Source organism: Epilithonimonas tenax DSM 16811, from assembly GCF_000428485.1.
Taxonomy (GTDB): domain Bacteria; phylum Bacteroidota; class Bacteroidia; order Flavobacteriales; family Weeksellaceae; genus Epilithonimonas; species Epilithonimonas tenax.
Window position 1 is genome coordinate 24,591 of record NZ_AUAA01000016.1, and the last position, 25,299, is coordinate 49,889.

Genomic DNA, 25,299 nt, shown 5'->3' on the forward strand with positions numbered 1-25,299 from the left:
GCGGATTAAGCTGCCCAAATAAAAATAATCAACTAAATACGAACGTCCATAAATAATAAAAAGCACTGAAGTTTGACCCTCAATGCTTTTTATAACTAACTACTAACTTTAACTTTATCTTTATTAACTGTTCTTGAGCGCTTCTGCTCCGGAAACAATTTCTAATATCTCGTTGGTGATGGCTGCCTGTCTTGCTTTGTTGTAGAAGATCCTAAGATCTGTTCTAAGCGCATCTGCATTGTCGGTTGCCTTGTGCATTGCTGTCATCCTTGCACCGTGTTCTGATGCTACGGAATCCAGAATGGCTTTGAAGATCTGAGTTTTGATCGATTTTGGAATCAACACGTCTAGAATCTCTTTTCTACCTGGTTCGAAGATATAATCTACATTGATCTCTGAAACCGTCTTGTCCTGTGAAACTGAAGAGATCGGCAAAACCTGCTCTGTCACTACTTCCTGCGTTGCTGCATTGATAAACTTGTTGTAAACCACATACACTTTATCAAATTTGCCTGCTTTGAAATCTGACATTACTTTCGCTGTCATATTTGAAACGTGATCGAAAGAAAGATTTTCAAACAGTGAACTGTGATTTTCGTAAACTGTCTTGTTTCTTCTCACCGCATCGAAGGCTTTTTTACCTACTGTCAAAACTTCTATTTCCACATTTTCGTTTGCTGAAAACTGGATATTCAGTTCTTTGATGACAGATGAGTTGAAAGCTCCAGCCAAACCTCTGTTGGAAGTTACGGTGATGAAAAGCACTTTTTTAACTTCTCTTTCCAATGCAAATTCCGAGATGTTCTCTGCATCAGACGCCGCACTTACATTTTCTATGATCTCCTGAAGTTTTTCAGAATAAGGTCTCAACATTACGATTGCATCCTGCGCTTTCTTTAGTTTCGCTGCGGAAACCATTTTCATAGCGCTTGTGATCTGCATCGTAGAAGATATAGATGTAATCCTGCCTCGTATTTCTTTTAAGTTTGCCATAATCTTTAATCTAACAATGTATCAATCTAACAGTTTAACAGTTTAACAATTCATATTGCTAAATTGTTAAACTGTTTTACTGTTACATTATTTTTTAATTGTATTTCGCAGAAAGTTCTGTCGCTACTTGTCTCAAAACACCAGTCAATTGATCGTCAATTTTTCCGGCTTTAAGAGCTGCCATTACTTCTGGATGCTTGTTTCTCAAGAAATCCACATACTCGATCTGGAATTCTTTTACTTTCTTGATTGGGATATTTCTCAACAGGTTTTCTGTTCCAACATAGATCATCGCCACTTGACTTTCCACAGGAAGCGGAGAGTTTACCGGTTGCTTTAGAAGCTCTACGTTTCTTTCTCCTTTTGAGATCACTGCCAAAGTAGCAGCATCCAGGTCGGATCCGAATTTTGCAAACGCTTCCAATTCTTTATATTGAGCCTGGTCCAATTTAAGTGTACCAGAAACTTTTTTCATTGATTTGATCTGTGCATTACCACCAACTCTGGATACAGAGATACCAACGTTGATCGCCGGACGAACTCCTGAGTTGAAAAGGTCTGTCTCCAAGAAGATCTGACCATCTGTAATTGAGATCACGTTTGTTGGAATGTACGCAGAAACGTCACCAGCCTGAGTTTCGATAATTGGAAGTGCTGTCAAAGATCCGCCACCTTTTACAAGAGGTCTTAGAGATTCTGGCAAGTCATTCATCTGAGCTGCAATCGTATCATCTTTGATGATCTTTGCTGCTCTTTCCAACAATCTTGAGTGAAGGTAGAAAACGTCTCCTGGATAAGCCTCACGTCCCGGTGGTCTTCTCAATAGTAGAGAAAGCTCACGGTAAGCAACCGCTTGTTTTGAAAGATCATCATAAACGATCAAAGCTGCACGACCAGAGTCTCTGAAGAACTCTCCGATAGATGCACCTGCCATTGCAGAATAAACCTGCATTGGAACTGGATCAGAAGCATTAGCTGCAACGATAACCGTGTAAGCCAAAGCCCCTTTGTCCTCTAATGTTTTAACGATCTGTGCTACAGTTGAAGCTTTTTGCCCAATGGCAACATATATACAATATACTGGTTGCCCAGCATCATAAAATTCTCTTTGATTGATAATGGTATCAATAGCCACAACTGTTTTACCAGTTTGTCTGTCACCAATGATCAACTCTCTTTGTCCTCTTCCTACAGGGATCATGGAGTCAATCGCAACAATACCAGTTTGAAGTGGTTCTGTTACCGGCTGACGGAAGATCACTCCCGGCGCTTTTCTCTCCAATGGCATCTCATAAAGATCTCCTTGGATAGGTCCTTTACCATCGATAGGATTACCAAGAGTATCTACAACTCTACCCAGCATTCCTTCGCCTACTTTGATAGAAGAGATTCGGTTTGTTCTTTTTACAGTATCACCTTCTTTTACCAATTTGGATTCACCAAGAAGTGCAACCCCAACATTATCTTCTTCAAGGTTAAGAACGATACCTTCTACGCCAGCCTGGAATCTTACCAATTCTCCGTACTGTACGTTTTCTAAACCGTAAACACGAGCAATACCATCCCCTATCGTAAGAACAGTACCAACTTCTTCTACGTTAGATTGAGTATCGAAATTTGCTAATTGCTGCTTTAGTATCGCTGATACTTCTGCCGGATTTATTTCTGCCATTATATGGTTGTTTTTTCTTAATTAAGTTGAAATTCTTTTTTGATATTGCCCAGTTTTGTTCTCACTGATGCATCGATCTGCTGATCTCCTACTCTCAGGATATATCCTCCTAAGATCTCTGGTTTTACGGTAGTTACTAAATCATAGTTAGAAATATTTACCATTTTGGAATCCGTAATGATCTTCTGAATATTTTCCTGTGATAAAGGCGAAGCTGTTACCAAAGAGATACGCTGCGTACCATTGATATCTTCTACTTTATTGATAAATTCCTGGGCGATATTTCTAAGCTGAGATTCTCTGCCTTGTTTGATAACCAGTCGGATGATGTTCTTAGAAACTGGAGAGAAATTTTTGAAGATCTCCAAAGCAATCGCTTCTTTCTTTTTGGCATCAATGATGGGTGTGTTCACAAACTGATTCAGTTCTTTGGAAGAAGACATGATTTTCACGATATCCTTCATCTCCCCGAAAACGGCATCTGTGTTACCAGATTCCTGTGTGAAATCCAACAGACCCTGAGCGTATCTTTTAGCTACTTTAGATGTTAACATCCTGATTAGTTAAGGTTAGATTTGTTAAGAATATTTTCTACCAATGCGTTTTGCGCGCCATCGTTATCCAATTTCTCTTTAAGAATATTTTCAGCGATGCTCACAGACAAAGTTCCGATTTGAGTTTTGATGTCTGCCATAGCCGCGTTTTTCTCAGTCTGGATAGATTGTCTGGCTGCTTCGATCATTTTTTCGCCCTCTACTTTAGCGCTGTCTTTAGCTTGATTTACGATCTTGTCTTTCATATCTCTAGCTTCTTTCAAGATACCATCTCTCTCAGCTCTGGCCTCACGAAAGATTCTTTCGTTATCTTCTTTCAACTGAGCCATTTCTTGTTTGGCCAATTTAGCTTGATTAAGAGCATCAATGATAGATGTTTCTCTCTCGTCTATTGATTTAAGAATTGGTTTCCAGGCAAACTTTCCCAGTAAGAAAAGTAAAGCTAAAAAAATGATGGACTGGATGATAAACAATCCTGATGAAAACTGATGAAGTAATTCCATTATATCGTTAGATTAATTTTTTTTTGAAAATTTTTAAATATAAAACATTGCTACAGCCAACCGCTGTAACAATGTTTGTTTTTTTGGCTTATGATGCGAACAACGCAGCGAAAGCAACACCTTCTACAAGTGCAGCAGCAATAAGCATAGCAGTTTGGATTTTTCCAGATTGCTCTGGTTGTCTAGCGATTGCTTCAAGAGCAGCAGCACCAATTTTTCCAAGACCGATACCTACACCTAGTACAATAAGACCTGCACCAATAATTCTAGGAATTTCCATAATGTATATAATTTAAAAATTGTTTTATTCTAATTTAATTAATGAGCGTGATCGTGATCGTGCTCCTCCACAGCCATTCCGATAAACAAGGCGGAAAGCATTGTGAAAATATAAGCCTGCAAAAATGCAACTAAGACTTCTAGTAAATAAATAACCAATGTCAGGAACGGGAATGCAACACCTGCGATCCAATTCTCGAAAATATAAATAGACCCGATCAACGTCATTACAACGATGTGACCCGCTGTCATATTCGCAAAAAGACGAATCATCAATGCAAATGGCTTTGTCAATGTTCCCAACAATTCGATTGGCATCATAATAAACTTCATTGGAACAGGAACGCCCGGCATCCAGAAGATATGTTTCCAGTAATCTTTGGATCCTGAGAAAGTCGTGATCAAATAAGTAAGGATCGCCAAGAAGAATGTAATCGCAATATTACCCGTAACATTGATCCCGAAAGGCATCAATCCTAAAACATTCAGGAATAAGATGAAGAAAAACACCGTTAACAGATAACCCATAAATCGCTTGTACTTGTGACCGATGTTTGGAATTGCAATGTCATCTCTTACAAAAATAATCAAAGGCTCCAAGAACTTTGCAGCACCAGACGGTACCAAAGATTTTTTATAAGATCTCGCCATTCCGCCGAAGATAAGCAACATCAAAACTGCTACGAAGAAAATCACCAAAACACTTTTTGTTATGGACAAATCTAGAACCCTCTTTTCGGTTGGATGATGATCTTTATCAAGAGTCAAAGTCCCTTTAGAATCTGTTCTGTAGATTTTTTCGTGATTCAGTGTATAGAATTTACCATCACTCTCTACTGGAGAACCATGGATAAATTCGTGACCGTCTACACCTTCTGTATTACTCATAAAAGTATGAAAACCTTCATCATAAATAATCACTGGTAATGGAAAACCGATATGATGACCATCCTTCACCATCAATGCAACGTCGTGAGCATCTAAAATGTGATGATCTACAAATTCTTTAACTACATTTGCTCTCTCATCTTTTTCAGAAAGTGCAGGCGTTTCAGTTACAGTCTTACCGTGTTGATTTTCAACAGTTTCGTGTTGAGCGAAAGCCGTTGTCAAAGTCAATAAACTGTAAAATAAAATTGCTGTTTTCTTTAGCATCGATAGATTTTTTTTTCGTTTTGCAAAAATAGACTATTTTTTCTCTTTTGAAGAATTAATTTACTGTTTTTTGTCATAATTAATTAACTGTATTGCATAATAGGTAAGCAATGCGGTGAGCATCAAATACGGCATGATAAAATGAAATTTAAAATTAGGAATCTCCTCAAAATGAAGCTTATTTTTGATGAGATACATCAACCCAAATTTCACCAGAATAAGGCCTATAACAGACATTCCCACAAATTGCGGAAAGGTTCTGTGGATGATCAGAAGCAAAGTAATCATCATCATAAAAATAACGCTAAGAAAGAGATAAAACTTGATGATCATCACTTCGTCCTGATGGAAAATAAACTTCCAGATTGCGAAATGAATAATGAACATCAGGAAAAACAAGACACTGATGACGATATTACTTTTGTTCTTCATTTTCTTCTTTATTTAAAACTTCAAGACGTTTAAGCGTGGTGTACAACGAAAGACAAAGTCCGCTGAGCCCAATGACCAAAACCAGAACATTGGATCCGGTTTCGAAGTACAAATCCAACTGATGTCCGCCCCAAAAGGAAATCCCAATAATGAACAACATCTGGAAAACGACGGATGAATATTTTCCATATTTCCGCAATGCATTTGAAGGATTGTTTTGCTTGTCTACCACAATTTATTTTTGCAAAAGTAAGTATTATAGTTGAGAGTCCGAAGTTGGATGTCAGAAGTTCGAAGTTGGACACACGAAGATGACAGTTTGTGATTCGACGTCGACCTCAGAGCTTACAATGATGTAAACTCTAAATGGCAATCATATTTTTGAATGAAAACCGAAGAGCGGTGAACTGTTAATAGATACCGATGATTACGATACGCAAAGCTCCGTAGGAGCGACCTGTTACTAGAATGAGGAAAATAGAAAATATATTTTATTGAAATAGATCTGTGTAAAATTGATAATCATTAAAAAATTAACATTCTGAAGAAATGCTATTTTATATTATGTTTTTTTTTAAAGTCGCTCCTCTGGAACTTAGATTACGCAGGTCGATTGATTTCTATTAACAAGTCGCCCTTACAAGGCTTTCTTTGTCATTTAAAATCCCTGATTCGACCCGAGTTTAAATAACAAACATTATACATTAAGACAAGGTTCGCTTTATCGTGAATCTGCAGCCCGGCTTGAGCGTAAATCCTTTTTTGCGTGGACTCGGGTTCTATTATAAGGAAATCGTCTGCAAAAAAGATTGGGAGCGGAAGACGGAAAAGCTGCCCAAACCTTCAGGTTCCACGGAGTCAAATAAAATAATGATAAAATGATGATCGATAAGAGATGATTGATTCTGTTTCCTTTGTTTAAATTTTCTTATTTTTGCAACCTTAATATATTACACAAAGTTATGTTCAACAGTTTACAAGATAAGCTAGATAAGGCGCTTCATAATATTTCCGGTCGTGGAAAGATCTCTGAGATTAACGTTGCAGAAACTGTAAAAGAAATCCGACGTGCACTCGTAGATGCCGATGTGAACTACAAAGTTGCAAAGGATTTAACCAAACGCGTGCAGGACAAGGCGCTGGGACAAAACGTCCTGACGTCTCTTACACCAGGACAATTGATGACGAAAATCGTTCACGACGAGTTGGTGGACCTAATGGGTGGATCTCAGGAAGGCATCAACCTTTCCGGGAAACCAAGCGTTATTTTGATTGCTGGTTTGCAGGGTTCTGGTAAAACGACGTTCTCCGGAAAATTAGCCAATTATCTGAAACAAAAACGTAGCAAAAAACCACTTTTGGTGGCTTGTGATGTTTACAGACCTGCAGCAATAGACCAGTTGAAAGTTTTGGGTGGACAGATCAATGTTGAAGTTTATACAGAACTTGAAAATAAAAATCCAACTTCTATCGCAGAAAACGCCATCAACTATGCAAAATCAAACGGTTTTGATACAGTGATTGTGGATACTGCAGGACGTTTGGCAATTGATGAGCAGATGATGATCGAGATCAAATCTGTTCACAGCACCATAAAACCGAATGAGACGTTGTTTGTTGTCGATTCTATGACGGGTCAAGATGCTGTGAATACGGCGAAGACCTTTAACGATGTTCTGAACTTCGACGGTGTTGTCCTTACGAAATTGGATGGTGATACGCGAGGTGGAGCGGCTTTGACAATTCGTTCTGTTGTAGAGAAGCCCATCAAGTTCATCTCAACAGGAGAAAAAATGGAAGCTTTGGATCTTTTCTACCCGGAAAGGATGGCGGACAGAATTCTTGGAATGGGAGATGTTGTGTCTTTGGTGGAAAGAGCTCAAGAGCAATTTGATGAAGAGGAAGCTAAAAAACTTCATAAGAAAATTGCGAAGAATGAATTTGGTTTTGATGATTTCTTGAAGCAGATCAATCAGATCAAAAAAATGGGTAATATGAAGGACCTAATGGGAATGATCCCAGGTGTTGGAAAAGCGATCAAAGATGTGGACATCAATGATGATGCGTTCAAACACATTGAAGCGATCATCCACTCTATGACGCCGGATGAGAGAAGAAGACCTTCGATCATCAATGTTTCAAGAAAGCAGAGAATTGCTAAAGGTGCCGGAAGAAAATTAGAAGATGTGAACGCTTTGATGAAACAATTTGACCAAATGGGAAAAATGATGAAAATGATGCAAGGTCCTCAAGGTAAACAAATGATGCAGATGATGAGCAAAATGCCTAATATGCCTGGAATGGGTGGCGGATTGTTTGGGAGATAAAAGCCCTATCAATATACTTAAAAAACCTCAGAAATTTCTGAGGTTTTTTTGTTCTATTTATTTTTTAAAAGAACCCACATAGATTTATTAGAAACTCTCACGCCCTTACTCGTGTAAGAATATATAACCCAATAAGATTCTGATGGCAAAACTTTATTATTAATTTTTCCATCCCAGAAAAAATATTTTGAATGGGTATATAAAAGTTTACCATATCTATCATAGATTTTTAATTCTACATTCTCAAAAGCTTTTAATAATGAATAGTCCCAAATATCATTAATCCCATCATTATTTGGCGAAAATACATTTGGTAAACTAACTGAATCTGGAACGATCGGTGGTCTAACAAGAATAACTTTTTTAACTATATAACAATTATACTGATTGGTAATTCTCACATAGACTTCGGTTAAGGGTTCGGAATAATTAGACAATAAATCTGTAATTTGGTTTTCTCTTTTATCTGCATCATTTTGAGATGGATAAAACTCAAACGTTTCATTATTATCATTAATTATAATACTATACAAATCAAAATAATATGTATCATCAAGAAAATATTTTGGTTGAAGTTCAGTTTTTATATCTGCAATAGGATTTGGTAAGATTGTAAAATTCGCTTTATAAACTTCATAATATCCATCATTTGCAGTGATTTTATAAATCAGTCTATCATTACCTGTAAATGAATCATTCACTTTCACTATGACTTTTCTATTACTAATATCAGCATTTCCATTATTAGGTTGTGTTAATATTTCAAGTTTGGAAAAAACATGTCCAGGCTGAGTAAATTTTGTATCAATTTCAAAATTATGGCAAACATTGCCAATATTAATATCATATATATTATATGGGCAATTAGGAATAAAAACAGAAGCCGTTGTAAAGCTAAATCCTGTATAAGTTACCACACATTGATAGTTCCCTTCTACTAAAGGTTGATATCCACTATTGTTTGCACCTGGAATATCAACACCATTTAATTGCCATTGAAAAGAAATAAAATCTTGATTATTCAGTCTAAGATAAACACTTTCCTGAATACAATTTCCGTTAACAAGGATATAAGGATCATTTGAAAACCCAGTGTAACTGCTTGCATAACCAGAAAAAGTAAAACCACCAACAACATCAACATTAAGATCTTTATCAGATTCTATCTCAAAATCACCCGAAGCAGGTACTATTGTATAATAGCCCCATCCATCTTTACCAATCATCGGAGAAGCATTTGAAATTATTTGTCCGTTAACTTTTAAATTGGCATTAATTGGTGTTTTAATAGATAATTTTGTATGCAAATTATAAGAACCTATTTTATTTACCATAGGAATTTTGACTATATTTTTAAGATTTTGTAACGGTTTAGGGCAATAATCCTTATCAATCGGATGAGAAAACGTCATACCGCTTGAATGTTGTGTGAAATCTGGGGAAGGTCCTTGAATCAAATAGTTATAACCTCCTATAAGTTGATATACATAAATAGGCTCATTTGACTTGATATACATTCCTCTTGTAGGAATAATAATACCATTATCGGGATTCTTAAAAAAAGGCTGATTACCATCTAAAAACTTTCTTTTCCCATATGGCCCAATAAAATGCTCTCCTTTATTCAATGTTACGGTTGGTTGAGTTTCGTCATTAAAAAAAACCTGAGTATTATCCTTAGTAGCTACAATGATTGCTTTTTCCATAGCAGCTTCTGTTTTTGTCATTCCGTTAATTAAAAAATATTCTTTCCCAATTCTATCTACTGGAACACTTTGATCATAGTTAACCCCCGCTCCTGCTTCTCCTAGATTTTGGCTGGTAAAATTTCCATTATTGATTACTACTGGTTTGTCTGAGGTAATTCTCGCACCTATTATATTTGGATCCCAATCATCAAGAATTACAGGAGGATTTGGATTATCTTCTTTACGAGCAACAATGATATAAGACTCATCTTTATTAAGATTAATATTTAGTTCTTTATCCGTATTTCCATCAATGAATTTTAGTCCAGAACCATAGTTTGAAACTTTTACATGTGTATTATCTTGAGTAGCCATTACAGATGCTTGATATAACATTCCATTTGGATTATTACCATATAGAATATTTTGATCTGTAACTATAAAAAAATCTTTTCCTAAAGCTGTTTTACCTTTTGATGCTACAACCTCATTTTTACAGGTATCTTTACATCCCATAAATCTAAGACTTGCATAAAAACTTTTTTCTCCAGACAAATGAAACCCCATAGAATTCGCTTTCATTGTTCTAACAGGTGTAGAAGCCTCTATCATTGAAAAATAAGTGGTAATTGGAATTTCTATTGGCGAATTTTTGGAAACCTTGACTTCTGTAAGAAGAATATTATTATTAAAAAGTTTTACAGATACATCTTCTTCTTTATCAGTAGATAGATATAAACTAACATCTGTAATAACATTTGGGGAAGTTCTAAAATATGGAGGAAACCAATGTTCTAAATCTAATTGGGCTTTAGCAAATATGTTGACACAAATAAAAAATAAAAAAAGGATTTTTTTATACATACTCAAAAATACGAATAAAAAAAAGAGACCGCCATATGGCGGTCTCTTTTTTTTATTCGTAAATGTAATTTACACTAGTTTACATCCCAAAACAATTTGGTAACTGCTTTATCTCCTCCAATTTTTGTAGCAGCAGCACTTACGTTTGGTCCATTCAGAACATATTCTTGATCAGAATATGGCATTCTTACAGGTACACCATCTAATTGAGAATTAGCTGGGTTTACAAAAACCGGATAATCCAATCTTCTAGAAAAATTCCAAGCAGCAAAGCCTCTATTAAACATTGCAACCCAAGCCTGTACACCAATTGATTGTTTCCAATTAGCTGCATTGTATGGATTAGCTGCTAAATAAGCCGTAGCATCTGCAGTAGCGACTGAATTTTCTGTCATAGATGCTACTATAGCTGCGTTATAAAAACTTTCAGCAGTTCCACCTACAGAGTAACCTCTTGCAGCAGCTTCAGATTTCAAAAATAAAACTTCTACATAACTAAGTAGGTTACCTGGAGCACTAGCAGATTGAAAATCACTACTCATGTGAGAAAAATCACCAAAGGTATTAAGTTCACCAAATACACCACCAACATAAGCTCCTCCTACTTGTGTAAACCATGTTGCACGTCTAGGATCGTTATTAGCATTCATAGTATTAATAACAAGTTCAGAAGGAACATAGTCATTTCTAGGACCTAGGTCATCAAAATTAGGATTAATAAATGTACCTCCATCAAATTTGAATACATAAGATTCATCTTCACTTGAAATTACACCACTAGTAATCGCTGCCTCTGCTGCAGATTTTGATAAAGCAGGATCAACGTCTGCCAAATTCATCGCTAATCTTAGTTTGATAGAATTTGCAAAATGCTTCCATTTGGTCATATCTCCTGTGTATACTATATCTCCTCCGTCAATATATCCATTACTAGACTCGTCTATAGTAGCTATTGCTGCATCTAACCTACTTAATAGACTTAAGTAAATTTCTTTTGCATCATCGTATTTTGGAGAATACAATTGTTCATCAGCTTTAAAAGCCTCACTGTAAGGTACATCACCAAAAGTATCTACAAGGTTTTCCCAAACAAAAATTTCAGAAATCTCTAAAGAAGCAAGCTTGTTAGCCTTAATTGCCGGAGTATTAGCTTCAGTTTCAAGATTCACTTTTGCAGTTTTGTAGTTATTTATGGAATAAACATACATTCTGTTAAAGTGATTTCTAGGCTGATTTCTAGTAACTAGATTATAAGTTGTTTCATCTGTATAGGTAGTCTGTGCCCATTGTTGAGTGAAAAATCTATAATTATTAAAGTTTACACTTCCTGTAAACATATAATATGAAGACTGTTGCAACCCCATTGCCAAAAGATTCTGAGAAGGCAGTGTAGACGGGTGCTTTGGATCGACATTTAGAGATGTCAAATCTCTTTCACATGATGTTAAGCTCATTGCTGCTACAACACCAATTGTTAATATATTAAATATTTTTTTCATTTTTTTTAATTTAGAATTTTAACGTTACGTTTACACCAATATCTCTAGTTGTTGGAAGAGAACCGATAGAATATCCGTAAGAACGGAGACCACCACCCACCATAGCTTCTGGATCTGCTCCTGGTAAGTTTTTGTGGATAATCCATAAGTTTCTACCTACAATAGATACTTTAGCTTCGTTAACAAAAGTTCCGAACAGTAAAGATTTTGGTAAAGAATAACCAATACTAGCTTCTCTTAGTTTTACGTAAGAACCATCATAAACAAATCTCTTAGCAGGCATACGAGCGTAGCCATCCAATGAACCAAATGCAGAAGGATTAGCCGTTACAGTTGTGTTAGTTTGTCCATTAGGATTTACACCTTCCCATACAGTCCCACTTTCTCTGTAGTTTTCTGTTCCAACATATAGACCTGTTGCAAGTCCATAATATTGGTCAAGAGAAAATATATCACCGCCTTTTCTAACATCAATCAAGAAGCTAAGTGAAAAACCTTTATAATTAAAACTGTTTCTAACTCCACCAATCCAATCAGGAGTAGCATTACCAATTACTTGGTTATTTTGTCTTAAATATCTACCTGTCGTAGCATTTACAACTTTTTGACCGTTTAAGTATACATAATCAGATCCAATTAAGGTACCCCAAGCTTCACCTATTCTAGCGTTCATTGATACCCCTCCTTGGAAACTAGCTAACAAATAATTCTTTGAGTCTCCAGATAAAGAAACAACTTTGTTCTCATTTTTAGACCAGTTGACATCGATATTCCAAGTGAAATTCGGTGTTTTGAAAGGAACTAATCCTAAACTAACCTCATAACCTTTGTTATCAATCTGTCCTGCATTAATATATTGAGTTGTAAATCCTGTTCCTGATGATACTGGTAAAGCAATAATCTGATCAATAGTTTTAGTCTTATAATAAGCAAGATCTAGAGTAATTCTATCCTTTAAGAAATGAACTTCTGTACCAACCTCAAACTCTTTTGATCTCTGCGGTTTAAGCTGATTATTATTATTAGTAGTTACAGAATTGTAAAGCCCTACACCAGATTCTCCATTATTGAAAACTCCAGCAGCTGTATAAGTGTTAATTAAAGAATATACTGCAGCTGTTCCACCAACTTCTGCGTAATTAGCTCTAATTTTCCAAAAACTTAACCAATCTGCTTTGATTAACTCTGAAGCGATGAACGACCCTGTAACTGACGGATAATAGTATGTATTATCACTCGCTGGAAGTGTGGAACTTTGATCACGTCTAAAAGTACCATCTAAATAGAAAGTCTTGTAAAAATCAACAGACGCAGTTGCATAGAAACTATTAGTTTGAGTAATCTGCAAATTTTCAGCTGGTGCTAAAGGAGCTAAGACAGAGTTGCTTACTGCATAAATCCCAGGAACCACTAATCCTCCCTCTGTAGAAGCATAAATAGAGTTATAATAATTTCTTCTAATATTACCTCCAGCAATTCCACTTACATTGATATTATCTGTAACATCAAATTTGTAGTTCAAATAAGCATCATAATTGGTCTCTGTTTGAGTAATATCTTGTCTAGCATAACCAGAGCCCACATTGTTCCCTGAAGCCCCAAAACCTTGCAAAAGAGAACCTTGAGCCAATCTATTTTCAATAGACAGGTTAGATCTATCATAAGATACTTTACCCGTTACACTGAAATTCTTGTTAAAATCATAAACTAACTGACCATAACTGAAACTTCTGTATCTTTTATCTGAAGTATAGCTTTCATAAGATTGAAAATACGGATTATTCCAGAAAGTTGGTTCTCCATTCGCCGCAGTGGTTCTATTCCAAGTTACGTTTCCATAGTTATTAGCAGATGTTGCATTATTAATACCATATTGATATGCACGTTGTAAATCTTTAACATCTACGTTTGTCTGCCACCATTGTCTGAAGCCTCCAACTAAGTTATCACTATACCCTGTAGTATTTCTACCTCTTGTATCCTGAAGTGTCAATGTAGAATAAAAAGAGGCATGTAATTTATCTGTAAGGTCATAATTTACCTTTAATGACATGGTATTTTTTCCAATATGAGAATTAGGCATCAAACCATCTGCAGTCATATTATCATAACTAAATAAGATATTTTTACCTTTCTGTCCTTTTTCTAAAGTAACAGTATTTGTATAAGTTACCGGCGTGTTAAAAAATTCAATAGGCCCATTTTTCGCAGCTACCCAAGGTGTAGCCTTTCCATAATTTGGAGAACTTGGATCAAAAGAATCCCACTGATAAACCAATAGGTTTGGATCAAACGCTGGCCCCCAAGATGCATCATCTGTATAGTTAGCATAAGGTGTTCCATCTGCTGCAGTAGAAGTGAATGACGGATCATAACCAGCTCCATACTTAGTTTGATATTTAGGGAATGTGCTTTTATCTATGAAACCTGCCTGTACTGTTGATGACAATGTCACACCCCAAGATCCATCATCTTTACCTTTACCGTTTTTAGTAACAATAACAATAACACCATTCAAACCTCTTTCTCCGTAAAGAGCAGAAGCTGCCGCTCCTTTCAATACGTTGATAGATTCTATATCTTCTTGGTTAATGTCAGATAGTGCATTACCATAATCAGTAGCAACACCAGGATTATTTACAGAAGAACCATAAGTTGAACTATTATTAACAGGAGAACCGTCAATAACGATCAAAGGATTACCTCCCCCAACTCCTTTAACACCCCTAATTACTAGGTTAGCAGAACCTCCAAAATTAGTGGTTGATGTTACATTAAGACCTGCAACTTTTCCTGACAACTGAGAAGCAATATTCCCTGTATTAGTTGTACCATCAGACAAAGCACCTGCTTTAATCTCTTGGGAAGCATAACCTAAAGATTTTTTTTCTCTTTTGATACCCAAAGCCGTCACTACAACGCCCTCGATATCTTGTGTTTTGGTGGAGTCTTGTACCGTTTGTGCAGAAACCACTGCAAAAGACGACGAAAGAACTACTGCCAACACGCTTGTTGTTAATTTTTTCATATCAAATCAAATTTTTCAATAAACAAAAATGCAAAACTTTATTAATATATACAACATAAATTGTTAAAAATTTGTTAATAACACTATGTAAAGTTTAGTATTTATATAACTTTGACATGTAATTTTTATTATGCCACTATTAAAAAACTTTTCTCAAACACTACTAGAAGCCGGATGCGACGAGGTCGGAAGAGGCTGTCTATCGGGTCCCGTGGTCGCAGCAGCAGTTATTGTAAACAAAAATTTTAAGCAAAATTTAGTTAATGATTCTAAAACGTTAAATTTTAAAACACGTCAAAATCTCGACCTTTATATCAGAGAAAATGCCGTCGATTTTGCCATTGCAGAACTTTCTCCAGCATTTATAGATGAACACAACATCCTCAACGCCAGTATTCATGCGATGCATTTGGCTCTGGATCAATTGAAAAGCAGACCCGAACTTATTTTGGTGGACGGCAATAAGTTCCATCCTTATAATTATATCCCACACCATTGCATCATCAAAGGTGACAGCAAGTTTCTTTCGATTGCAGCCGCTTCTATCCTAGCGAAGAATTACCGAGACAATCTGATGATCAAACTTCACGAAGAGTTTCCTGAGTACGGCTGGAATACCAATTTTGGTTACTGCACCAAAACGCATCAGAAAGGCCTGAAAAAACACGGACCCACAATCCACCACAGAAGATCCTTCCGGCTGGACTACGACGTAGAAATTGATTAATCTTTTATTTTTAAAACTATTTTGTAAATTGCTTCCTTAACTTATCATACAAGGATGCAAAATTCATACACCGTCATCAACGCCTCCGCAGGCTCTGGGAAAACGTACCGTTTGGTTCAGAGTTTATTGATGATTTGCCTTAGGTTTCCGAATCAGTCAGATTCTATCCGAACCATTCTGGCACTGACTTTTACCAACAAAGCTGCCAAAGAGATGAAGGAAAGAATCCTTTTCTACCTTGGCGAATTTGTAAAAGAAAACTACTCCGAAAACCAGGATTTGAAGAACATTCAGGAAGCATTAGGGAATCAAGGTTATAAGATAACCCTGGACGATCTGCATCAACGTTCTCAGAAAGTGCTTGATTATATTCTTCACCACTACTCGACTTTGAATATCGGAACCATTGACAAGTTCAATTCCCGATTGGTCAAGAGTTTTTCTTATGAATTGGGATTGGCCCAGAACTTCAATCTGGAAATCCAACCAGAACCCTATTTGATTGAAGCCGTTGACAAAATGCTGGATGAGATTGGCGAAGACGAAACCGTTTCCGATGCTTTTATGGATTACATTAATTATAATCTGGACAATAATGAGCGCGTGAACCTCAACCAAACCCTTTATAATTCTGCAAAGAAATTTGTGAGCGATGTTCATTATCAACCGCTTCAGGCCAACAAAGATTTTGAATGGGAAGCTTACGAAAACAAGAAAACCGAACTGCGGGAAACGATTAAAAATCTCAAATCGGAATCGCTGGAAACGGCAAAGAAAGCTTTGGAATTAATAAAAAATAAAGCAATTGAGATTGAAGATTTTGCGAGTGGCAAAAGCGGAATTGGCGGATTTTTCGTCAGTATTGTGGCGTTTCATCAAATCAAGGACAAAAAATTTCCGTTCCCGACAACTTCTGAAGACACCAAGATCGAAACTTTCCTGAAAGGCGCCTCCACCAAAGGAAAACACAAACAGGCGGACATTCAGGATATTTTACCGCAATTGATCTCGTGGCGAAGAGAAATTATTGATTTGTACATCAATTCTCAAAAAAAGGAAAAAGTTCTTCAGGCGATTCTGCCTTTGAAAGTGAACGCCGACATTCAGAAAAAACTATTGGAAATTGAGGAAGAAAACGACTTGGTTATGCTTTCAAAATTTAATATTTTGATTAATGAAAATCTCCGGAATGAACCTTCAGCTTTTATTTATGAAAAAGTTGGGACGCAGTTTCAGCATTATTTCTTTGATGAATTCCAGGATACTTCTACGATGCAGTGGCAGAATTTTCTTCCGCTTCGGGACAACAGCATCACGTCGGACGACACGAGTTTCACCATCGTAGGCGACCCAAAGCAAAGCATCTACAGATTCCGTGGTGGCGAGAGCGAACTGATGCTGGACATCATTAATAAAAAAGAAATCACACCCAAATTCGCTACTTCTGAAAACCTGATCTACAACTGGCGAAGTGCGAAAAACATTGTTGATTTTAATAATAAATTATACGATTTTATGTCCGGCGATCTCAGTGATGAGCATCAGAAAATCTTTGGAGAAAGCGCCCTTCAGGAATCGAAATCCAAGCTGGAAGGCCGGGTAAAAATCCATCTTCTGGAAAATGCCACCAAGACTGTTTTCTATGATGAAACGGTGGCGAGAATGCAGAACGACATTCAGGAAAGTCTGGACAACGGTTTTGATTTTTCAGACATCACGATTCTTTGCAGAGGAAATTCTGACATATTTAATTATTCTCAATTATTAGGAAATCTGAAAGTCAATTATAAAGGAAAAGAAACGTATATCAAAACGATTTCCGAAAAAGGTTTGACACTCGATTTAGCATTTACTATAAAAGCTTTGATTGAGTTTCTAAAATGGAATCTCGTTCCGAAAAATCGTCAGTTTCTTGTGAAAATGATGTATTTCTTAAATGTTTCAGGGAGAATTACGATGACGGATTTCACTTCAGAAATAAAAGAGATTCTGAAGTTCGAAAACAAGAAAGACATCGAAGATTTCATTAATGAAAAATATAATGTAACGCTGATTCAAAAAGACATTCCTCAACTTAATCTTTATAATTTCATTGAATATTACGTTCACGAATTCTCTGTCGAAAATAAAGAAACCGATTTCCTGTTGAATTTCTTGGAAATGCTCCATAATTACACGCAGAATACAGGCGCAACGCTGAAAGAATTTCTCAAATATTGGGATGATGAAGCATCGAAAATCAGTATCCAGGCGAGTGAAAATGTAGATGCGATCCAGATTATGACGATTCACAAGGCGAAAGGTCTGGAATTCCCCATCGTTTTCATCCCGATGCGGAATGAGAACAGCGACAAAAAATTCTCGGAATGGTTTGATTTGGGAAGTGAAGATGAGCTGAAAACGGTGATCCTGAATCAGTTTTCGCCCGAGCTGGAAAGGTATGATGAGGAGTTGGCAGGTTTCAATCTGATTAATTCGTACCGGAATAAAATTGACAGATTCTGCATCCAATATGTCGCAACCACGCGACCAGTGGAACAACTTTTCTTTTACCTGGAAAAACCGAATAAATCTGCGAATCATTTGGAATTATTTGATTTTGCAAGTCAGTTTCAGCCGGTTGAAAATGGTGAATTATCGGACTCATTCGATGTTTATAAAGTCTCCCCAGAATCATTAATGAAACAAAAACGCACAGAGAAAAAGGAATACCTGTCGGAAAACATCAATGCTATATCTCAGAAAACAGAAAAAGCTTCAAATATAGAAATCGCCACCTCATCCAAAAGTTACCAAAACCGAGTGGAACACGTGCGAATGGGAATTTTCACGCACGAAATCTTATCAAAAATTAAAACTAAAAAAGATGTACTGAAAGTGCTCAATTCTTATCTATTGGAAGGCACTATTACGGATGACGAGAAAACAGCGATTCTGGAAAGGATTGAAACTATTCTTTTGAATGCAGATTACCGTTCTTATTTTGATGAAAATCTGACCATTATTAATGAAAGAGATATGCTTTCTCTGGAAGACGGAGCTTCAAAAACCTATCGCCCGGATCGCCTCATCAAGCTGAAAGATGGTTTTATCATTGTGGATTTCAAAACCGGAAGTGAGAAAGAAAAAGACCAAAAACAGGTAGAACTCTATCAGAAAAAATTAGAACAATTTGGAAAAAAAGTTTTGAAGACGGATGTCATTTACATCTAAATCCTGGAGAAATGATCTTTTAGGCTAAAAACATTTTTTTCTCTTACCGTGCTTATCGTAAAATTACAATCTAAATGTTCATTATTTAAATTTGGATGTTTTTCTATCCATATTAAAATCTTTTTAAATTAAAAATTTACTGAAACAAAAATCATTACATTTGTAACAAATAACCAAAAAACTAAAAACAATGAAAAAGTTATTATTCTTTGTAATCATTTTGTTTGCTTTTAATTCAAAAGCTCAATTAAAGAAAGATGGAACACCTGATATGAGATATAAAGCAAATAAAGAAATGTATGGTAGTTCCAGTCCATCATATTCTGAACCATCAAGTTATTCAACTGCAACATATTCGTCGCCATCTTATTCCACACCGAAGACAGAAAGAAATTATGATAATGGAGGACAATTAAAGCTTCAAGAAGGATATATTAAGAGCAATGGAACTTATGTAGCGCCACATTTAAAAACTACACCAGACAACAACACTTACAATAATTACTCCCGCTAAATAAGTAATAACTTTACACTAAGAAAAGCTTGCCATTAACAATTTAGGAGCCTAATAAAATTTATTAGGCTCTTTCATAAAATATCAAAAATCAATTCGCGACTGGTACAAAAACACGTTGTGCCAATTCCTGATCGAAAAGGTATAATGCTGATGGATTGTCTTTTACCATTTTGATTTTGGTCACCAAAAGAGAAGCGCTGGATTCCTCCTCTACCTGCTCATTGATAAACCATTGCAGGAAACTTGTGGTTGCAAAATCGCTTTCGTCATTGGCCGCTTTCACGATGTTGAAGATGCTTTTTGTCACCAGTCTTTCGTGATCCAAAGCTTTTTCGAAGATCTCCTGAGCATTTGAAAATTCGTTCGGCGGTTTCGGAATTTCATTAAGGATTACTTTTCCACCAATATCATTCACATAATCAAACATTTTGTCTGCGTGCATCAATTCTTCTTTGGACTGCACACGGAAATAATTACCGATACCTTCCAGGTCCTGCGCATAGAACCAGGCGCTCATCGACAAATAAAGCTGAGCTGCATATTGTTCTTTTGTAATTTGCTCGTTTACGAGGTTTATAATTGTTTCGCTTACCATAATTTTATAATTTTCTCAAATATAAAAAAAAGAGCCGTTACATAATACGACTCTTCTGAAATTAACCATAAATAAAACGTTACTTAACTACGGGCGCATCGGTTCTTTTTCTGTCTTTAAAATTGGCCTTTCTGTCCGCCATTTTTTTGGCTTTCAGCTCCTGGAATTTTTTGTATTGATCTGGCGTCAGGATTTTTTGCATTTCCACTTCATTTTCTTTCATCTTTTGCAATCTGTCACCTTTTTTAGCTTCTATTGCAGATTTTCTTTCCATTGCATTCTTTTCGTGCAAGGCTTTCAACTGTCCTACTTGTGAATCTGTGAGGTTGAGCTCCTGCTTCATTTTCTGCATGTACTCAGCTTTTTTTTGGCCCATTTCTGCTTTTGTAGCATGTTGTGCAAATCCAAAAACACCTAATCCAAGAAATGCTGCGCTTAAAATTATTCTTTTCATTTTAAATTGATTTTTAATATTATTAAATGATAACTGTTGGTTTGATACTTTGACCATCATAAGGTTAATTGCTTAATTCATAAGATTATGTTAAAGTTTCAATTCATTAATTTGATGTCAATCTCATACCAGAGCTTCTGCCGTTATTTTGAGAATTAGGAGAAGTATTTCTTTGATTACTGCCTCTGTTTTCTATGGTTCTTTCAGAGTTTTGATTTGGTCTTATGCCGTTATTTTGTCCTCTGTTTCCTCCGGAGTTGATATTGGGCTGGGAATATCCAGTATTATTGTTTCCATTTCGGAATCCACCTTGGTTGATCTGTCCGTTGTCCTGATTAGATCTTGTGCTGTTATCATTTCGAACACCTCCATTCTGTGGATTTCTAGTTCCTCCGGAGATCCTTCCGTCGGATCCACTTCTCAATGGCTCTTTGCGCAGACCGTTGTTTCTATTGGTATCCATCATCCCCTGATTTCTTCCGACCGATCTAAAACCTTCTTTAAAGTTACCTCGGTTGACTTTATAAACATTTATATTCACATTTCTATAAACTGGTCTTACAGGATATCTTCTGGCATAGAAGTTAGCACAGCGGTTTCGGTAATAGACGAAAGGACTTGCACCGCGGAAATACACGTTTTGATAAACAACGAACACTCTTGGCCCCAAAATATTTTGCAATGCATAAAACCTGTCGTAATACCATCTGTCTGGATTATATCTGTAATAAGAGTTCCACACGCCATAAGATGCAAAACGGTTATTCAGCATCATCACCTGATTGATCTGATATGGAGTCAAGCGGTATTGCACAAAAAACTGATCCCAATTTACGCCATACACTGCATTCCTGTAATCGCTATAATAACCCTGATAATACTGATCCGGATAATAATCCGTTGGGTAGTTATAGTAATAATCGTCAGGATAGTCGTATGAGTTATCATAATATTCGTATCCGTTATATTCGGAAGGATAGGTGTCGTAATAATCTTGTGCAGAAATTAATCCTCCGAAAACTATCGCAAGTGTTAAAACTATCTTTTTCATGTGTTCTCTTATTTCTTAATTAATTTGAAAGTCATCCTTCCCTTTGAATGAAGCTTTCTACCTTTTGGATATGGGTTAAGAATAAAAGTTAAAGTCCAAAGAATTAATATCTGAAAAATACCAGTTTAATTACCATTAACAACTGATAATCAATCTTATAATTTTCATCAATAAGGACAAAAAAAACCTTTCAGAAAATCATCTGAAAGGTTTTTTCAATCTATTTTTATCACTGTTAGTAACGTCCGCTATCTTCTATCCAACCGGCAATTTTCTCATTGAACTGGGTTTGTTCTTTCAGATCCTCCAATTTCAGATGCATTCTGTATCGCCAATAATGGGGGAAAACTGCAGGATTATTGATCCTTTCTTCATCCATATCGGGGTTCATCAGCTCTTGATCTGTAGCCAAAAATTCCTGAATAGGGAAAATTGCCAACATTGCTTCCGTAAAAAGATGCTGCTTCATAATCATTTCTGATAAATCCGGCGTCAAATCCCAAGGCGCGGTGCCGTATTGTCCCAATTGATTATTGAAATATTTCTGAGTCAGATTCCTGTCCTCGTGCCACCACTGTCTCAGCGTGGAGCTGTCATGTGATGATGCCGTAACAACATTCAGGTAACTTGCGTTTTTCGGGTCATACCAACGGATATTGTCCGACGGCATTCTTTGAACCTTCAATGCTGTTATCGCTAACTTGTCCATTACAACTGGTACAGAATCAGGAACCAAGCCTAGATCTTCACCACAGATCAACATTGTGGTAGAGTTCAGCAAGGCCGGCAATTTTTCCATCGCTTTCTGGTACCAAAGGCCGTCCTGACGTTTGAAGAAATAGTCATTGTAAACATCACTCAACTTGGCTTTTTCCCAATCTGGGAGATATTGGTAAGATGACGTTTTAGCGATATTAAATCTTGGATGATAAACCGTTCCATTGTCTGTCTCTTCTGTCAGGAATAGGACATTTCCAGCAAGAGAGATCAGTTTCTCTTCTGCCCAATCCCAAGATTCTTTCTTGAAATAATTGCTTAGCTTTCTTTGGGTGTCATATTCTGGTTTAAAAGCATAAACCCCGTTGTGATGCACATCGAAGAAATGATTTTGCACTTTCTCTTTCACTTCTCCAAACGTTTCCCAAAGAATAGGTTCATTCACAAAAGGTCTCACATAACGATCTGAACTGAAAGGAATCTGCCTGTCAGAAAATTCCTTTTCTGTCACAGGAACTGCAGGATAAAAATAGCCCAACAAACCTTGCGTGGCAGAGATCGGCATTCTCCAGATTCTAAAGAATCCAAGAATGTGATCAATCCTCATGGCATCAAAATACTGTTCCAACACTTTGAAACGTTTTTTCCACCATTGATAGCCATCTGCCTTCATCACTTCCCAATTATAAGTCGGAAACTCCCAGTTCTGACCAAGGTCCGAGAACTGATCTGGCGGTGCCCCTGCTTGGAAATCCATCCCAAAAAGCTCAGGCTCTGTCCATGCTTCTACAGAATATCTGTAGATCCCGATTGGCAAGTCACCTTTTACTGAAAGTCCTAGTTTATGAAGATATTCTACAGCATCCTGCAACTGCAAATGTAGCTGATACTGGACCCACGCGTGAAGCATAATGGCAGAATAATCCTTATGTTTTGGCGAATATAAAGTGGCTACTTTTCCGGCCACAAATTTCTTATGGGTTTTCCAATCATTGAAATTTGGCGTTTTGTACTTGTCCCTCAGTAAGCAGAATGCAGAATATGGCATCAGCCATTCTTCGTTATCCTTAATGAACTTTTTAAAATTTTTATCCTTCAGAATACCGCTTTTGTTTTCCTCAAAAACGGCCGTCGCAAATTTCCATTTTCCAGATATCATCTGCTCATAATCGATGAGACTAAGAGCATTTAATGCGGCTTTTTTTGACTGGTATTCTTTCACTAACTCTTTAGACAAAGCATACTCCAACTTCTCGATGGAAAGATATTGCGGATGGAGTGCATACACCGAAATCGCTGCGTAAGGATAGGAATCTGTCCAAGTATAGTTGGCAGTGGTATCATTAATGGGCAGGATCTGGATGACAGAAAGTTTCGCATCATTGGCCCAATCTCCCAGTTTTTTGATGTCAGAGAATTCTCCTACTCCAAAACCTGCCTCTGTTCTCAAAGAGAAAACAGGAACAGCCACACCGGCAGAGTGCCAAAGCGTTTCATCATTGAATTTGAAATAATGGTCGGCTTTTACATACAGAAGATCCTTGGTCGGATTTCCGAAAACCCAACGGTTCTCGCCTGGTTCTACATAAAATAGTTGCCTTGTATTTTTGTCCTTGATGGCATATTTGTAAAGAACAGTCTGATGCGTTGGGATCTCAACACCAGCTTCCCAAATCCCATAATCGGTTTGTTTGAGTTCCACTGCTTTCTCCGCATCCCAGTTTCCGAGAGCATCCACATTCCCAATCATGACCAAGGTCCAATTCGGATGATACAGCGGCGCTTCTATACGGAAAAGGTGCGTTTGTTTTTTAACAACGGACAATTTTTCTGGTTTGAAACCTTGCAGACGGTTGTGGAGGATTTTGTTGGTCAAATAATTTTCTGGAAAATTCTTAAGATTCCATTGGTCAAAAATCACAAATTCTTTGAAGCTGTTTGGCAAAATAAGGTTGTGGCTAGGAATTTCTTCATCCAAAACGTCACCTTGTTCGCTCACCAAAAGATATTTGTACTGGATTGATTTTGAAAAATAATCGATCTCTGTGATCCAGTTATTATTTTCGGAATAGGTCAAGTTGTGGTCACGATGCTCGTTTTTCTCGTCGTATAGGCGCAAGACAAGCCGTTGGCCAACACGTGTTCCAAAATTAATACTAAAGTATAGTTTCATTATTAAGGTCTATTAATATGGACGCAATTTAACGAAATATTGAATTATATATATTATTCCACCAAAAAAATCATTTTTTCGTAATTCTTTCCAAATACGCTTCGATGTTATGATCCAAAGAAATGGTCATTCCACCTACATTTTTTGCTTTCATATACATCAATACTTTCTCGTCCCGTAATGAAAAGATCAGAAAATCATTGAGCTTATCCGCTGTTATCCCGGCTTCGGCAAAATATTCGGGATCAATATTACTGCGAATCCAGGCCAATCCGTCCTGCAGATCTTCATATTTATACAGTCTTTTCAACCTTCTGGACTTGCCGCTAAGCACGTCATAAATTGCCTGTATTTTGATGACAGGAGGAATCCCAATTAACGGCATCAAAATATCGTCTACGGCTTCTGCCGGTTTTTCCCGTGGCTTGTCTGGTCCTTTTGGTAAACCGATGGACTGCCTTAGTTCTTCTTCTTTAGAATGTGTAAGATTTTTATGAATGATCTGTACTTCTTCTATGTCCTGCGGCATCCTTTCGAGCTTGATGGATTGTAAATCATAGGACATCACTATGATCTTCCCCAATTTAAAACTTTCCTTTGCAAAGCGGATCTCGTCACCAATTTTTCCATCAATGACAAATTTCCCATCAGCATTACTGTACGTTTTTTTGTCTGTTGTCATATTCACAATTAAAACTTTGGGAATCAGGACATCATCCTCTGACATGACATTTCCTGAAATATTCTGAGCCAAATTAAATCCAGATGCAATGAGAAAAATAAGTTGTAAAAAAAATTTCAAAAGCTATTGTTTGGTCAAAAATAAGCGACTTTGTTAAAATAAAAATACGGTTTAAC

General features: G+C 36.7%; 20 protein-coding genes. 4 read left to right on the top strand and 16 right to left on the bottom strand.

From position 1 onward, the window contains the following. Positions 1-123: 123 nt before the first annotated feature. The 8 genes from atpG to F564_RS19055 all read right to left on the bottom strand — a co-directional run bounded on the left by atpG (position 124) and on the right by F564_RS19055 (position 5,820). Positions 124-993 (bottom strand): ATP synthase F1 subunit gamma, encoded by an 870-nt coding sequence (gene atpG, locus F564_RS0109585; protein WP_028122453.1) that lies wholly within the window; start codon positions 991-993, stop codon positions 124-126. Positions 994-1,087: 94 nt separating this feature from the next. Beyond that, positions 1,088-2,665, bottom strand: a complete 1,578-nt coding sequence (gene atpA, locus F564_RS0109590) for a F0F1 ATP synthase subunit alpha (RefSeq protein WP_028122454.1) — start codon at positions 2,663-2,665, stop codon at positions 1,088-1,090. 17 nt (positions 2,666-2,682) lie between these two features. Then, positions 2,683-3,219, bottom strand: a complete 537-nt coding sequence (atpH, locus tag F564_RS0109595) for an ATP synthase F1 subunit delta (RefSeq protein WP_028122455.1) — start codon at positions 3,217-3,219, stop codon at positions 2,683-2,685. A 5-nt stretch (positions 3,220-3,224) separates the two neighbouring features. Continuing rightward, the gene (locus tag F564_RS0109600; protein WP_028122456.1) at positions 3,225-3,722 is read right to left on the bottom strand and encodes a F0F1 ATP synthase subunit B; all 498 of its coding nucleotides are present in this window, start codon (positions 3,720-3,722) and stop codon (positions 3,225-3,227) included. Positions 3,723-3,810: 88 nt separating this feature from the next. Beyond that, positions 3,811-4,002, bottom strand: a complete 192-nt coding sequence (gene atpE / locus F564_RS0109605) for an ATP synthase F0 subunit C (protein ID WP_027384648.1) — start codon at positions 4,000-4,002, stop codon at positions 3,811-3,813. Positions 4,003-4,040: 38 nt separating this feature from the next. Then, a complete protein-coding gene (gene atpB / locus F564_RS0109610; protein ID WP_028122457.1) occupies positions 4,041-5,156 on the bottom strand; it encodes a F0F1 ATP synthase subunit A in 1,116 nt (371 codons plus the stop codon). Positions 5,157-5,216: 60 nt separating this feature from the next. Then, a complete protein-coding gene (locus F564_RS0109615; protein WP_028122458.1) occupies positions 5,217-5,588 on the bottom strand; it encodes a hypothetical protein in 372 nt (123 codons plus the stop codon). Next, entirely contained in the window at positions 5,572-5,820 is a 249-nt protein-coding gene (locus F564_RS19055) for an AtpZ/AtpI family protein (RefSeq protein ID WP_034981257.1), read from the bottom strand. The genes F564_RS0109615 and F564_RS19055 overlap by 17 nt, the downstream gene beginning before the upstream one ends. A 730-nt stretch (positions 5,821-6,550) precedes the next feature. Between F564_RS19055 and ffh the strand changes: the two genes are divergently transcribed. After that, positions 6,551-7,915, top strand: a complete 1,365-nt coding sequence (ffh, locus tag F564_RS0109625; protein WP_028122459.1) for a signal recognition particle protein — start codon at positions 6,551-6,553, stop codon at positions 7,913-7,915. Between the two features lie 53 nt (positions 7,916-7,968). Here the strand turns inward: ffh and F564_RS0109630 are convergent, their stop codons facing one another. The 3 genes from F564_RS0109630 to F564_RS0109640 form a co-directional block, all read right to left on the bottom strand. Beyond that, positions 7,969-10,467, bottom strand: coding sequence for a T9SS type B sorting domain-containing protein (locus F564_RS0109630; protein ID WP_028122460.1), 2,499 nt, complete (start codon positions 10,465-10,467; stop codon positions 7,969-7,971). A 74-nt stretch (positions 10,468-10,541) separates the two neighbouring features. After that, complete coding sequence (locus tag F564_RS0109635; protein WP_028122461.1) at positions 10,542-11,966, bottom strand: SusD/RagB family nutrient-binding outer membrane lipoprotein; 1,425 nt, start codon at positions 11,964-11,966, stop codon at positions 10,542-10,544. Positions 11,967-11,976: 10 nt separating this feature from the next. After that, positions 11,977-14,994 carry a SusC/RagA family TonB-linked outer membrane protein gene (locus F564_RS0109640; RefSeq protein ID WP_028122462.1) on the bottom strand — a complete coding sequence of 1,006 codons (3,018 nt, stop codon included), beginning with the start codon at positions 14,992-14,994 and terminating at the stop codon, positions 11,977-11,979. Positions 14,995-15,124: 130 nt separating this feature from the next. Between F564_RS0109640 and F564_RS0109645 the strand changes: the two genes are divergently transcribed. The 3 genes from F564_RS0109645 to F564_RS0109655 all read left to right on the top strand — a co-directional run bounded on the left by F564_RS0109645 (position 15,125) and on the right by F564_RS0109655 (position 19,448). Next, a complete protein-coding gene (locus tag F564_RS0109645) occupies positions 15,125-15,721 on the top strand; it encodes a ribonuclease HII (protein ID WP_028122463.1) in 597 nt (198 codons plus the stop codon). A 54-nt stretch (positions 15,722-15,775) separates the two neighbouring features. Beyond that, complete coding sequence (locus F564_RS0109650) at positions 15,776-18,934, top strand: UvrD-helicase domain-containing protein (protein WP_028122464.1); 3,159 nt, start codon at positions 15,776-15,778, stop codon at positions 18,932-18,934. 190 nt (positions 18,935-19,124) lie between these two features. Beyond that, positions 19,125-19,448 (top strand): hypothetical protein, encoded by a 324-nt coding sequence (locus tag F564_RS0109655; protein ID WP_028122465.1) that lies wholly within the window; start codon positions 19,125-19,127, stop codon positions 19,446-19,448. 91 nt (positions 19,449-19,539) lie between these two features. Here the strand turns inward: F564_RS0109655 and F564_RS0109660 are convergent, their stop codons facing one another. The 5 genes from F564_RS0109660 to F564_RS0109680 form a co-directional block, all read right to left on the bottom strand. Beyond that, on the bottom strand, positions 19,540-20,046 hold the full coding sequence (locus F564_RS0109660) for a ferritin (RefSeq protein WP_028122466.1): 507 nt from the start codon (positions 20,044-20,046) through the stop codon (positions 19,540-19,542). Positions 20,047-20,125: 79 nt separating this feature from the next. Then, complete coding sequence (locus F564_RS0109665) at positions 20,126-20,500, bottom strand: Spy/CpxP family protein refolding chaperone (protein ID WP_154656844.1); 375 nt, start codon at positions 20,498-20,500, stop codon at positions 20,126-20,128. A 106-nt stretch (positions 20,501-20,606) separates the two neighbouring features. Beyond that, entirely contained in the window at positions 20,607-21,551 is a 945-nt protein-coding gene (locus F564_RS19060) for a hypothetical protein (protein WP_051259630.1), read from the bottom strand. 235 nt (positions 21,552-21,786) lie between these two features. Beyond that, positions 21,787-24,441, bottom strand: a complete 2,655-nt coding sequence (locus tag F564_RS0109675; protein ID WP_028122468.1) for a 4-alpha-glucanotransferase — start codon at positions 24,439-24,441, stop codon at positions 21,787-21,789. A 70-nt stretch (positions 24,442-24,511) separates the two neighbouring features. Next, a complete protein-coding gene (locus tag F564_RS0109680; protein WP_028122469.1) occupies positions 24,512-25,243 on the bottom strand; it encodes a hypothetical protein in 732 nt (243 codons plus the stop codon). Positions 25,244-25,299 lie beyond the last annotated feature (56 nt).